This window comes from Enterobacter cloacae complex sp. P47BA, from assembly GCF_014930485.1.
In the GTDB taxonomy this organism is placed as follows: Bacteria; Pseudomonadota; Gammaproteobacteria; order Enterobacterales; family Enterobacteriaceae; genus Enterobacter; species Enterobacter bugandensis.
The window spans coordinates 1-11,935 of sequence record NZ_JADBRF010000028.1 but is presented as its reverse complement, the minus strand read 5'-3'; the positions used below and the strand labels follow the sequence as shown (position 1 = coordinate 11,935).

Annotated in this window: 11 protein-coding genes; 6 read left to right on the top strand and 5 right to left on the bottom strand. The window is 53.3% G+C overall.

All coding sequences use genetic code 11. The features are described from left to right. Nucleotides 1–90: 90 nt before the first annotated feature. The 4 genes from frr to rpsB form a co-directional block, all read right to left on the bottom strand. Nucleotides 91–648 carry a ribosome recycling factor gene (frr, locus tag IM299_RS21425; RefSeq protein ID WP_003856180.1) on the bottom strand — a complete coding sequence of 186 codons (558 nt, stop codon included), beginning with the start codon at nucleotides 646–648 and terminating at the stop codon, nucleotides 91–93. A gap of 167 nt (nucleotides 649–815) precedes the next feature. After that, entirely contained in the window at nucleotides 816–1,541 is a 726-nt protein-coding gene (gene pyrH / locus IM299_RS21420) for a UMP kinase (protein WP_008501910.1), read from the bottom strand. Nucleotides 1,542–1,691: 150 nt separating this feature from the next. Next, the gene (tsf, locus tag IM299_RS21415; protein WP_028015579.1) at nucleotides 1,692–2,543 is read right to left on the bottom strand and encodes a translation elongation factor Ts; all 852 of its coding nucleotides are present in this window, start codon (nucleotides 2,541–2,543) and stop codon (nucleotides 1,692–1,694) included. A gap of 117 nt (nucleotides 2,544–2,660) precedes the next feature. Next, nucleotides 2,661–3,386, bottom strand: a complete 726-nt coding sequence (rpsB, locus tag IM299_RS21410; protein ID WP_003856207.1) for a 30S ribosomal protein S2 — start codon at nucleotides 3,384–3,386, stop codon at nucleotides 2,661–2,663. Between the two features lie 322 nt (nucleotides 3,387–3,708). On the opposite strand from rpsB, the gene map reads away from it, so the two are divergent. The 3 genes from map to dapD all read left to right on the top strand — a co-directional run bounded on the left by map (nucleotide 3,709) and on the right by dapD (nucleotide 8,098). Then, entirely contained in the window at nucleotides 3,709–4,503 is a 795-nt protein-coding gene (gene map / locus IM299_RS21405) for a type I methionyl aminopeptidase (RefSeq protein ID WP_028015578.1), read from the top strand. Between the two features lie 62 nt (nucleotides 4,504–4,565). Next, the gene (gene glnD / locus IM299_RS21400; RefSeq protein WP_008501914.1) at nucleotides 4,566–7,241 is read left to right on the top strand and encodes a bifunctional uridylyltransferase/uridylyl-removing protein GlnD; all 2,676 of its coding nucleotides are present in this window, start codon (nucleotides 4,566–4,568) and stop codon (nucleotides 7,239–7,241) included. Between the two features lie 32 nt (nucleotides 7,242–7,273). After that, nucleotides 7,274–8,098, top strand: coding sequence for a 2,3,4,5-tetrahydropyridine-2,6-dicarboxylate N-succinyltransferase (gene dapD / locus IM299_RS21395; protein WP_008501915.1), 825 nt, complete (start codon nucleotides 7,274–7,276; stop codon nucleotides 8,096–8,098). Here dapD and IM299_RS21390 read toward each other — a convergent pair. Then, nucleotides 8,095–8,727 (bottom strand): DNA-binding protein, encoded by a 633-nt coding sequence (locus IM299_RS21390; RefSeq protein WP_041911197.1) that lies wholly within the window; start codon nucleotides 8,725–8,727, stop codon nucleotides 8,095–8,097. The two genes, dapD and IM299_RS21390, sit on opposite strands and share 4 nt — an antisense overlap. Nucleotides 8,728–8,979: 252 nt before the next feature. Between IM299_RS21390 and IM299_RS21385 the strand changes: the two genes are divergently transcribed. The 3 genes from IM299_RS21385 to IM299_RS21375 all read left to right on the top strand — a co-directional run bounded on the left by IM299_RS21385 (nucleotide 8,980) and on the right by IM299_RS21375 (nucleotide 11,808). Continuing rightward, nucleotides 8,980–9,516: a hypothetical protein gene (locus tag IM299_RS21385; protein WP_153656661.1), complete on the top strand. Its 537-nt coding sequence runs from the start codon at nucleotides 8,980–8,982 to the stop codon at nucleotides 9,514–9,516. 9 nt (nucleotides 9,517–9,525) lie between these two features. Beyond that, on the top strand, nucleotides 9,526–11,208 hold the full coding sequence (locus IM299_RS21380; RefSeq protein ID WP_193358081.1) for a hypothetical protein: 1,683 nt from the start codon (nucleotides 9,526–9,528) through the stop codon (nucleotides 11,206–11,208). Between the two features lie 213 nt (nucleotides 11,209–11,421). Further along, on the top strand, nucleotides 11,422–11,808 hold the full coding sequence (locus tag IM299_RS21375) for a DUF3461 family protein (RefSeq protein ID WP_014168696.1): 387 nt from the start codon (nucleotides 11,422–11,424) through the stop codon (nucleotides 11,806–11,808). The last annotated feature ends 127 nt before the right edge of the window (nucleotides 11,809–11,935 follow it).

Genomic DNA, 11,935 nt, shown 5'->3' with positions numbered 1-11,935 from the left:
GCCCGAAAAAAGTTAGACCAGATAAAAGCAAAACGCCGCCAGCAAGACCCGAAGTCCCTCTGAACGGCGTTTATCAGTGTACGACAGAAATCAGAACTGCATCAGTTCCGCTTCTTTTTCTGCCAGCGCCGCATCAATTTTCTTGATGGCAGCGTCGGTCATTTTCTGAATGTCGTCCTGAGAACGACGATCGTCATCTTCGCTGATCTCTTTTTCTTTCAGCAGTGCTTTCACTTTATCGTTCGCATCGCGACGCACGTTACGCACGGAAACACGACCCTGCTCAGCTTCACCGCGAACCACTTTGATGAGATCTTTACGACGCTCTTCCGTCAGCGGAGGCAGCGGAACGCGGATGTCAGCACCCGCTGAGCTTGGATTCAGCCCCAGGTCAGAAGCCATGATCGCTTTCTCAACGGCCGGGCTCATAGAGCGATCGAAGACGTTGATTTTCAGCGTACGGGTATCTTCAACCGTCACGCTCGCCAGCTGGCGCAGAGGCGTTGGCGTACCGTAGTATTCTACGATGATGCCATCCAGCAGGCTTGGGGAAGCACGGCCAGTACGGATTTTGCTGATTTGGTTTTTGAACGCTTCTACGCATTTGTCCATGCGTACTTCAGCATCTTTTCTGATGTCGTTAATCACGTTACGAATCCTTGAAAACTTGTCTCAGGCAGACTATCCGCCAGCACAGCGCTACAGGTGTGCTAAGTATAGTCGCGTTTAATTCATGACAACGCCAAAGGCGCGTCCAGGTAAGATACCACTACAAAGTAAAGCGGAATCTTACCTGTATTTATCGTCGACGGAAATTATTCCGTGATCAAAGTGCCTTCTTTTTCGCCCATGACCACGCGACGCAGTGCGCCAGGCTTGTTCATGTTGAAGACACGGATCGGCAGTTTGTGGTCGCGAGCCAGCGTGAAGGCGGCAAGATCCATCACTTTCAGCTCTTTATCCAGCACTTCGCTGTAGCTCAGCTGATCGTACATGGTCGCAGAAGGATCTTTTGCCGGGTCGGCAGTAAACACGCCGTCTACTTTGGTCGCTTTCAGCACCACGTCGGCTTCAATTTCGATACCGCGCAGGCAGGCAGCGGAATCGGTGGTAAAGAACGGGTTACCCGTACCGGCGGAGAGGATCACCACGCGGTTGTTGCGCAGCAGGCTGATGGCCTCTGCCCAGCTGTAATTATCGCATACGCCATTCAGGGGAATCGCGGACATCAGGCGGGCATTCACGTAGGCGCGATGGAGCGCATCACGCATTGCCAGGCCATTCATCACGGTTGCCAGCATACCCATGTGGTCGCCCACAACGCGGTTCATCCCCGCTTTCGCCAGACCAGCACCACGGAAAAGGTTGCCACCGCCAATGACCACGCCAACCTGGATACCCAGTTCGACCAGTTCTTTGATTTCCTGTGCCATGCGATCAAGGATGCTTGCGTCAATACCGAAGCCTTCCGATCCCTGCAGCGCTTCGCCACTCAGCTTAAGCAGAATGCGTTTGTACACGGGTTTTGCATTGGTAGCCATGTTTCTTTCCTGAGACTGTCAACGATTAAGATGGGAGTTAATTCTGGCGACATAATATGCCGCAAATCAGTACAGCGATACTGGAGCCTGTCTGATTTCCTGTGACGGGTGACAAAAAGAAGCCGCCCTCAGGCGGCTCCTTTTCAATCATTAAGACTGCTTGGACATTGCAGCAACTTCTGCTGCGAAGTCAGTCTCAACTTTCTCGATGCCTTCGCCCACTTCGAAGCGGATGAAGCCAGTTACGTCAGCGTTGTGCTCTTTCAGCAGCTGAGCAACAGACTTGCTTGGATCCATAACGAAAGGCTGGCCAGTCAGAGAAACTTCGCCGGTGAATTTCTTCATGCGGCCTTCAACCATTTTCTCTGCGATTTCTTTTGGCTTACCAGACTGCATCGCGATGTCCAGCTGAACCTGGTACTCTTTCTCTACCACTTCAGCAGACACGTCTTCTGGCTTAACGAATTCTGGTTTGCTTGCAGCGATGTGCATTGCCAGCTGTTTAACCAGCTCTTCGTCAGCGCCTTTAGCCGCAACCAGAACACCGATACGTGCACCGTGCTGGTAAGAACCCAGTACTTCGCCTTCCAGGGAAGATACGCGACGGATGTTGATGTTCTCACCGATTTTAGCAACCAGCGCAACACGTTCTTCTTCGAACTGTGCTTTCAGAACTTCAACGTCAGTGATTTTGCCAGCAACCGCTGCGTCCAGAACTTTGTTCGCAAATGCCTGGAAACCGCCATCTTTAGCAACGAAGTCAGTCTGGCAGTTAACTTCCAGAATGATGCCGTAGGTGCCGTCGATTTTAGTGATGATCACGCCGTCAGCAGCAACGTTGCCTGCTTTCTTAGCTGCTTTGATCGCACCGGATTTACGCATGTTTTCGATTGCCAGCTCGATGTCGCCGTTCGCTTCAGTCAGCGCTTTTTTGCAATCCATCATGCCTGCGCCAGTACGCTCGCGCAGCTCTTTTACCAGGGATGCGGTAATTTCAGCCATTCTTAAATCCTCGGGAGATGTGAACTGCCCGGCCGGAGGCCAAACAGTGTAAATTGAAAAAAGGGGCCGATAATGGGCCCCTATTCATACACGGTACTAATAAGGGGTAAAACCTTATTATTCAGCTTCTACGAAGCTTTCTTCCGCCTGAGAAGCCAGATCCTGGGAACGGCCTTCACGAACGGTAGCAGCTACAGCGCTCAGGTACAGGCTAACAGCACGGATTGCGTCGTCGTTACCCGGGATAACGAAGTCAACACCGTCCGGATCGGAGTTAGTATCAACGATAGCGAATACCGGGATACCCAGGTTGTTAGCTTCTTTGATAGCGATGTGCTCGTGGTCTGCATCGATTACGAACAGCGCGTCTGGCAGGCCGCCCATATCTTTGATACCGCCCAGGCTGTTTTCCAGCTTGTCCAGTTCACGAGTGCGCATCAGCGCTTCTTTCTTAGTCAGCTTGTCGAAAGTACCGTCCTGAGACTGGGTTTCCAGATCTTTCAGGCGCTTGATGGACTGACGAACAGTTTTCCAGTTGGTCAGCATGCCGCCCAACCAGCGATGGTTCACGAAGAACTGGTCGCAGCTGTTAGCAGCATCTTTCACAGCTTCGCTTGCAGCGCGCTTAGTACCAACGAACAGAATCTTACCTTTACGGGAAGAGATCTTGTTCAGCTCAGCCAGGGCTTCGTTGAACATTGGTACAGTTTTCTCAAGGTTGATGATGTGAACTTTGTTACGCGCGCCGAAGATGAAAGGCTTCATTTTCGGGTTCCAGTAACGGGTCTGGTGACCGAAGTGAACACCAGCCTTGAGCATGTCGCGCATGGAAACAGTTGCCATGTTTTAAAACCTCTATATTGAAAGTTGGGGTTATGCCTCCACGTATCCCATATTACCGACCCCGAAGGGCACCCCGGAATATGTGCCGATACGTGTGTGTTGTTACACAAAGTGAGATTTGTCGCTTCCGTCCAGCCTGTGTATCTGAGATGGATCGGAAGTCCGGCGCGCTTTATACCACAAAACACGACCAGAAACCAACAGTTGTTGGCGGAGTGTGCTGTTAATGATTCTCAATTTGGCACGGGGTGTGCCTGACTGATACCATTGACGACACTTAGACTAGTATTGTCGAAAAAATCGACACCGATGGACAGATTACATGGCTATCTCTATTAAGACACCTGAAGAAATTGAAAAGATGCGCGTCGCCGGTCGTCTGGCCGCGGAAGTGCTGGAAATGATCGAGCCGTTCGTGAAGCCGGGCGTCAGCACCGGCGAACTGGATCGCATCTGTAATGACTATATCGTTAACGAGCAGCACGCGGTTTCCGCCTGTCTCGGCTACCACGGTTTCCCGAAATCCGTCTGCATCTCTATTAATGAAGTGGTTTGCCACGGTATTCCGGACGACGAAAAACTGCTGAAAGATGGCGATATCGTCAATATCGACGTGACCGTTATTAAAGACGAGTACCACGGTGACACCTCGAAGATGTTCATCGTTGGCAAACCAACGATTCTGGGCGAGCGTCTGTGCAAAGTGACGCAAGAGAGCCTGTACCTGGCGCTAAAAATGGTTAAGCCGGGCATCCGCCTGCGCACCCTCGGTGCCGCAATTCAGAAATTCGTGGAAGCGGAAGGTTTCTCCGTGGTGCGCGAATACTGCGGTCACGGCATTGGCCGCGTCTTCCATGAAGAGCCGCAGGTTCTGCACTATGATGCCGATGACGGCGGCGTGGTACTGCAAAAAGGGATGACCTTCACCATCGAACCGATGGTCAACGCCGGTGACTACCGCATCCGCACTATGAAAGACGGCTGGACGGTGAAAACCAAAGACAGAAGCTTGTCTGCCCAGTACGAGCATACTATTGTGGTAACGGACAACGGCTGCGAAATTATGACGTTGCGCAAGGATGACACCATCCCGGCGATACTGACGAACATTGAGTGATAAGAAGCCGGCAAATGCCGGCTTTTTTAATGGCGATAGCTTTTTCTTATGGGTGGCGCACGATGAGTAATCTATTACCCGAACAGTATGCTAACACAGCACTTCCCACCCTCCCCGACCAGCCCGATAACCCGGGCGTCTGGCCGCCGCACGAGCTGACCTGCGCGCACATAAAAGCCCATATGGATGTTTTCCACCGCTGGCTGGGCAGCGCGTTCGACGCGGGCGTCTCTGCCGAGCAGCTCATCGAAGCGCGCACCGAATTTATCGACCAGCTCCTGCAGCGTCTGTGGATCGACTACGGTTTCGGGCAGGTGAGCGACGTCGCGCTGGTTGCCGTGGGGGGCTATGGCCGCGGGGAGCTGCATCCGCTTTCCGATATCGACCTGCTGATCCTGAGCCGCAAAAAGCTGCCGGACGAACAGGCGCAGAAAATAGGCGAGCTGCTGACTCTGCTGTGGGACGTCAAGCTTGAAGTCGGCCACAGCGTGCGCACCCTGGAAGAGTGCCTGCTGGAGGGGCTATCGGACCTGACCGTCGCCACCAACCTGATTGAAACCCGCCTGCTGATTGGCGACGTCGCGCTGTTTCTGGAGCTGCAAAAGCATATTTTCAGCGACGGCTTCTGGCCATCTGAGAAATTCTTCGCCGCCAAGGTCGAGGAGCAAAACCAGCGCCACCAGCGCTACCACGGCACCAGCTATAATCTTGAACCTGATATTAAAAGCAGCCCCGGCGGCCTGCGCGACATCCACACGTTACAGTGGGTCGCCCGTCGCCACTTTGGCGCCACCTCGATGGACGAGATGGTCGGCTTTGGCTTCCTGACCGAGGCCGAGCGTAACGAGCTGAACGAGTGTCTGCACCTGCTGTGGCGCATCCGTTTTGCCCTGCATCTGGAAGTTACCCGCTACGATAACCGTCTGCTGTTTGACCGTCAGCTCAGCGTAGCGCAGCGGCTGAACTATCAGGGCGAAGGCAACGAGCCGGTTGAGCAGATGATGAAGGATTTCTTCCGCGTCACCCGCCGGGTTACCGAGCTGAACCAGATGCTGTTGCAGCTGTTCGACGAGGCCATTCTGGCCCTGACTGCCGACGAAAAGCCGCGCCCGATTGACGATGAATTCCAGCTGCGCGGCACGCTTATCGATCTGCGCGACGAAACGCTGTTTATCCGCGAGCCGGAAGCGATCCTGCGGATGTTCTACACCATGGTGCGCAACAGCACCATCACCGGGATCTACTCCACCACCCTGCGCCATCTGCGCCACGCGCGCCGCCATCTGACGCAGCCTTTGTGTTACATCCCGGAAGCGCGCTCACTGTTCCTGAGCATGCTCCGCCATCCGGGTGCCGTCAGCCGCGGGCTGCTGCCGATGCACCGCCACAGCGTGCTGTGGGCCTATATGCCGCAGTGGTCGCACATCGTTGGGCAGATGCAGTTCGATCTGTTCCACGCCTACACGGTGGATGAACACACCATCCGCGTGATGCTCAAGCTGGAAAGCTTTGCCAAAGAAGAGACGCGCTCCCGCCACCCGCTGTGCGTGGAGCTGTGGCCGCGCCTGACCCATCCGGAACTGATCCTGATTGCCGCCCTGTTCCACGACATCGCCAAGGGCCGCGGCGGCGATCACTCGGTGCTGGGCGCGCAGGACGTGCTGAAATTTGCCGAACTGCACGGTCTCAACTCGCGCGAAACGCAGCTGGTCGCCTGGCTGGTGCGCCATCACCTGCTGATGTCGGTCACAGCCCAGCGTCGCGATATTCAGGACCCTGAGGTTATTAAGCAGTTCGCCGAAGAAGTTCAAACGGAAAACCGTCTGCGCTATCTGGTCTGCCTGACGGTGGCCGATATTTGCGCCACCAACGAGACCCTGTGGAACAGCTGGAAGCAGAGCCTGCTGCGCGAGCTGTACTTCGCCACCGAAAAACAGCTGCGACGCGGGATGCAAAACACCCCGGACATGCGCGAGCGCGTGCGTCATCACCAGCTGCAGGCGCTGGCGCTGCTGCGGATGGATAACATTGATGAAGAAGCGCTGCATCAGATTTGGGCCCGCTGCCGTGCCAACTATTTTGTGCGCCACAGCCCAAACCAGCTTGCCTGGCACGCGCGGCACCTGCTGAAGCACGATCTGTCTCAACCGATGATCCTGCTGAGCCCGCAGGCCACGCGCGGCGGAACGGAGATATTCATCTGGAGCCCGGACCGGCCTTATCTGTTTGCTGCCGTCTGCGCCGAGCTGGACAGGCGTAACCTGAGCGTTCACGACGCGCAGATTTTTACCACCCGCGACGGCATGGCGATGGATACCTTTATTGTGCTGGAGCCGGACGGCAGCCCGCTGTCCTCGGACAGGCATGAAGGGATACGCTTCGGTCTGGAGCAGGCGATCACGCAGCGCAGCTGGCAGCCACCGCAGCCGCGCCGTCAGCCGGCGAAACTGCGTCATTTTACTGTCGATACCGAGGTCAACTTCCTGCCGACCCACACCGACCGTAAATCGTTCCTGGAGCTGATCGCGCTCGACCAGCCAGGGCTGCTCGCCCGGGTCGGCCAGGTTTTTGCCGATCTGGGAATTTCGCTCCATGGGGCCCGAATTACAACCATTGGCGAACGAGTAGAAGATTTATTTATAATCGCCACCGCCGACCGGCGTGCCCTTAATAATGACCTGCAGCTTGAAGTGCAACAACGGTTGACAGCAGCCCTCAATCCAAACGATAAAGGGTGACGTGTTTTTTAGTGAAATGGAAAGAGTAAACAATGCAGCAGTTACAGAACGTTATTGAGTCCGCTTTTGAGCGTCGCGCCGAGATCACTCCGGCAAATGTGGATACCGTGACCCGTGAAGCGGTAAACCAGGTTATTTCCCTGCTGGATTCCGGCGCCCTGCGCGTGGCAGAAAAAATCGACGGTCAGTGGGTCACTCATCAATGGCTGAAGAAGGCCGTGCTGCTCTCTTTCCGCATCAACGATAACCAGGTTATCGACGGAGCAGAAAGCCGCTACTTCGATAAAGTGCCAATGAAATTCGCGGATTACGACGAAGCGCGTTTCCAGAAAGAAGGCTTTCGCGTAGTCCCACCAGCGGCAGTTCGTCAGGGCGCATTCATCGCACGTAATACCGTGCTGATGCCATCCTATGTGAACATCGGTGCGTACGTTGACGAAGGCACCATGGTCGATACCTGGGCAACCGTCGGTTCCTGCGCGCAGATCGGTAAAAACGTTCACCTGTCCGGCGGCGTCGGCATCGGTGGCGTTCTGGAGCCACTGCAGGCTAACCCGACCATCATCGAAGACAACTGCTTCATCGGCGCGCGTTCAGAAGTGGTTGAAGGCGTGATCGTGGAAGAAGGCTCCGTGATCTCCATGGGCGTTTACATCGGCCAGAGCACCCGCATTTACGATCGCGAAACCGGCGAAGTGCACTACGGTCGCGTTCCGGCGGGCTCAGTGGTCGTTTCCGGTAACCTGCCGTCAAAAGACGGTAAATACAGCCTTTACTGTGCCGTTATCGTGAAGAAAGTGGATGCGAAAACCCGCGGTAAAGTGGGCATCAACGAACTGCTGCGCACCATCGACTAATCCCCGACGCGTTGATAAACCGGGACGCGCCTGTGCGTCCCGGTATAATCATCAAAAACGTCCGTTTCCGCAGTCGCGATTGCCATTCCCTTTTTTCTCAACCCTGCGATATCCGCCGCCATACGCTGGCTCCCCAGCCAGAAAAGCCCGTCGAGAGCCGTCACGGCCAGACCCGACTCCAGCGCCAGCTTCAGTCGCTCACGCGGCGCTTTTACCTCTTTGGCGATCTGCCGGAAGGGCTCTGCAGTAAGCCCGGTGGGATCGATCCGCCGAATGCGGGTGCTCATGCGGTACTGAAAAGCCTCAGGAATCGCATTGAGATCGGCTTTCAGGCTGTAGACGCAGCCAAAGCGCTTGCCGTTAAAGATGACGTTCTTCTGGCTTAGCTGAAACTCATCGCGCAGCCCGGCGATAAGCTGAGGGGCGCGGGTCAGCACCAGTCGGAACGGCAGTTCGAAGCTGGTGACATAATCCACGTTCAGTAAGGCAATACGTAAACGCTCTTCCGCACCCGCCTTTAGCTGGCGGCACTCTGCGGCAACTTCTGCCCACTGGTGCGTGAGCCTTGGGCTCTCATCTGCGGCGCCAAAGCTGTATTTTTCGATCTGATAATCAATGCGTCCTGACATGTCATTATCCCCGCGGGCTACGCTTTCGTGCGATAACTTTGCCTCATTTCCCCGCTTTTGAATACCCGTCTCGCTCGCCTTTTCTCAGCTGAAGTAACAATGATGAATCTCTTTACAAGCAAGTTCACCTCGTTACTTAATGCAAATTTTTTTCTTTTAAAACATAGGTTTGTTGAAAAACAGGATTAACGATATTATTCGTGAACTGCAAATAATAATCTGGCCTTGCGGGCAATAAACGGGAATCGTGCAATGAGTCATTACGGCAAAATAATTGGTGCGGGGATCGCAGGTCTGGTCACTCTGGCCGGGACGTATTTATGGGGAAAAAATAACGGCAAAGACGAAGGGATTGCTGAAGGGCAGCAGATCGCAAAAGCTGAATACGCCGAAAAGATCAAAAAACTCCAGACTGAACTGGCGGACAAGATGCGCGATATCAGTAAACGGGATGACTTTATCCTCGCGGCGTATGCGCTGGGGACATGCTGCATCAAGGCTAATGGCAAGCCCCCGGCGGAAAATATTGCCCTGCTGGATGATGCAGTGTCTGGTCTTGTTCCGCGGGAAAAGTTACCTCAAGCCGTTCAGCAGAAGATCGTCGAGATGGTCGAAACACCGCCCAATCTGCCAACGGTTTGGTCACTTATAAATGAATATCAGCTTAACGATGCGAAAAGCCTGGAGAGGTTTAGCCTCATTGTTGGCATGATGGCAAGTCAGGATGAGCCAAGAACACAAAGTGAAAGTGATTTTATGGCCTCCTGGAACTTACTGGTTGCGGCCTGAGGACGACGGATGACAAATCTTAATGCACATCTCGCCAGAATGAAAAAGCTGCAACAGGTACGGAATGCCCCTGCGCTAAAATCCGTGGCGACGGCGTCCGCCATCGAAGCTCATCTGACCGGAGAAGTCGATGCTGCATTTATAAAGGGGTGCGATACCGGCAGCATTTACCGCGAAGCGATCATGGGGGCCAACCTGACGGTCAGCAACGACGACGTTATGGCCCGCCTGGAGGTAATCTCAACGGGCAGCGCCATCGACAATATCCTCGAACCCGTGTTTCTCAGCCTGCTCGACGGCACAATGCGCGCCTGCAATATCGGCACCCGACAAGGTGTTACCCCGTCCCGCCTGTACCAGGAGTGCCGGGCGTTCAGTTACGAAGCGCCCGAAAGAAATGCCTTTATGCTGGATAGCTACAGCGAGCACTTGAACGAGCGTCAAAACATTGACCGTTTTTCTGAACAATCGTCGTTTAACGGCGGCGAAATGACGCGCAACAACGACTCTCTGAACATGCGCGATGGTGCAAAAATGAAGGCCCGTAAAGAGAACCATTTCTCCGGTAATCTGCGCGCTGAGGATGAATATGGTAACGGCACGATCTACCAGTACAAAAAACATGCGAAAAGCGAGGGAGAGCAGAAGCAGGCTGCCGAAGTCGATCATGTCGTCTCCTGCGCCGAAGTATGCAACAACCTCAAAAGCAACAAGGCTCTGAAGCTTGATGACATCAAAAATATTCTCAATATTGACGAAAATTATGCTGTTACCAGCATGCAAAACAACCGTGGCGAGAAAACCGGTAAGTTCGCTAAAACCCGCGAAGAACTCCAGCAGGAGATCGATCAGGGCTTTGTAGTTGTCAAAAAAGGGAAAAAAGATGTCGCGCATCCGCTGACAGAAGAGGAAATCAAAACGCGGCAGGCGATGGTCGAGAAAATGGACATCGCGCAGCAAACGATGGATACCAAAACCAATGAAACCGTATTTGATAATATCCGCAAGGATCGCGACGTCCAAAAAGTTCTGGCGAAAGATGCGGCCCAGGCATCAGGTCATCAGTCGCTGGGCGATCTCATTCTCTTCATTATCAAGCCTCTTTACTATGAGCTGCGCAGCTGTTTAACGCACGGTATTGAAGCTGGCGTAGGTGCGAGCGATTTTTCGCAGGCTCTGTCGATTCGTCTTGGTCGCATGAAAGATCACATTCTCAAAAACGCTGTCGTTTTATTAAAAGATGTTGCCGTCGGCTTTATTAAAAATTTCGTTTCGATGCTGCTGGAAGGGATTGTTAACTGCTTCGTTGGCGTGTTCAAAAACATCATGCGGATGGTAAAAGAAGGCTTTAAGGTCCTGATGCAGACGGTACCGATCCTCAGGGATAAACACAGCAGTATGGCCCAAAAAGGCGATGCCATTCTTAAGCTTGTAGCAGGTTCTCTTTCCGTCTTTGCGGCTATTGGCCTTGAGTCATGGCTCAGCGGCCTTGGTCTACCAGGACCGCTCCCCATTTTACTCTCATCGGTCCTGACCGCCGTGATTACGGCGCTGGTGATGATCCTGCTGGATAAGCTCGATCTGTTCGGCGTCAATCAGGCAATCAAAAAACAGCGGATCGACGAACTGTTGGAACAGGAAATTACCACCACGGAAAGCGAAATGCTGGCCTCCATCGCCTTACTGCGCTAGCGCTCAGATCGTCAGGTTTTGGTATTAAATTGATTTCCACTTGACGTAGTCGTTAAAAACAACAATAAACGAGTGGGGGCAATGCACCTTCCCTGCCCGGTAATTTCAGTGAAATGTAATCAGGATCGACCCCGCTTTTTTTGTATATGAGGGTGGCAAAAAGGAATTTTTTCATTAATTATTCAAAGGTTATGTTGAGATAAGGGTACCGCTATGTACGATAATCTGAAAAGTCTGGGCATTACCAATCCTGATGAAATCGATCGTTACAGCCTTCGCCAGGAAGCCAACAACGACATTTTAAAAATCTATTTTCACAAGGATAAAGGAGAGTTTTTCGCCAAGAGCGTGAAGTTTAAATATCCACGCCAGCGTAAGACCGTCGTCGCTGACGGCGTAGGACAAGGGTACAAAGAGGTGCAGGAAATCAGCCCTAACCTGCGCTATGTGATCGATGAACTCGATCAGATTTGCCAGCGCGATCGCACCGAAGTCGATCTCAAGCGTAAGATCCTCGACGATCTGCGTCACCTTGAAAGCGTTGTCACCAACAAGATCAGCGAGATTGAAGCGGATCTTGAGAAATTAACGCGGAAATAAAAGCAAAACGGCAATCCCTGATTGCCGTTTTTAGTGTTTGCGCCCTCTCCCCGTGGGCTGAGGGTTCCCCAGAAAAATGAAAAGCACGATGAAGTGTGATCTACTGGTTGCGCTAACAAATCAGAAG

What these genes read in the sequence shown, in the direction of transcription:
- map (WP_028015578.1), top strand. Translation starts at nt 3,709, where the DNA reads ATGGCTATCTCTATTAAGACACCTGAAGAAATTGAAAAGATGCGCGTC.
- IM299_RS21375 (WP_014168696.1), top strand. Translation starts at nt 11,422, where the DNA reads ATGTACGATAATCTGAAAAGTCTGGGCATTACCAATCCTGATGAAATC.
- tsf (WP_028015579.1), bottom strand. Translation starts at nt 2,543, where the DNA reads ATGGCTGAAATTACCGCATCCCTGGTAAAAGAGCTGCGCGAGCGTACT.
- dapD (WP_008501915.1), top strand. Translation starts at nt 7,274, where the DNA reads ATGCAGCAGTTACAGAACGTTATTGAGTCCGCTTTTGAGCGTCGCGCC.
- IM299_RS21390 (WP_041911197.1), bottom strand. Translation starts at nt 8,727, where the DNA reads ATGTCAGGACGCATTGATTATCAGATCGAAAAATACAGCTTTGGCGCC.
- IM299_RS21380 (WP_193358081.1), top strand. Translation starts at nt 9,526, where the DNA reads ATGACAAATCTTAATGCACATCTCGCCAGAATGAAAAAGCTGCAACAG.
- rpsB (WP_003856207.1), bottom strand. Translation starts at nt 3,386, where the DNA reads ATGGCAACTGTTTCCATGCGCGACATGCTCAAGGCTGGTGTTCACTTC.
- pyrH (WP_008501910.1), bottom strand. Translation starts at nt 1,541, where the DNA reads ATGGCTACCAATGCAAAACCCGTGTACAAACGCATTCTGCTTAAGCTG.
- IM299_RS21385 (WP_153656661.1), top strand. Translation starts at nt 8,980, where the DNA reads ATGAGTCATTACGGCAAAATAATTGGTGCGGGGATCGCAGGTCTGGTC.
- glnD (WP_008501914.1), top strand. Translation starts at nt 4,566, where the DNA reads ATGAGTAATCTATTACCCGAACAGTATGCTAACACAGCACTTCCCACC.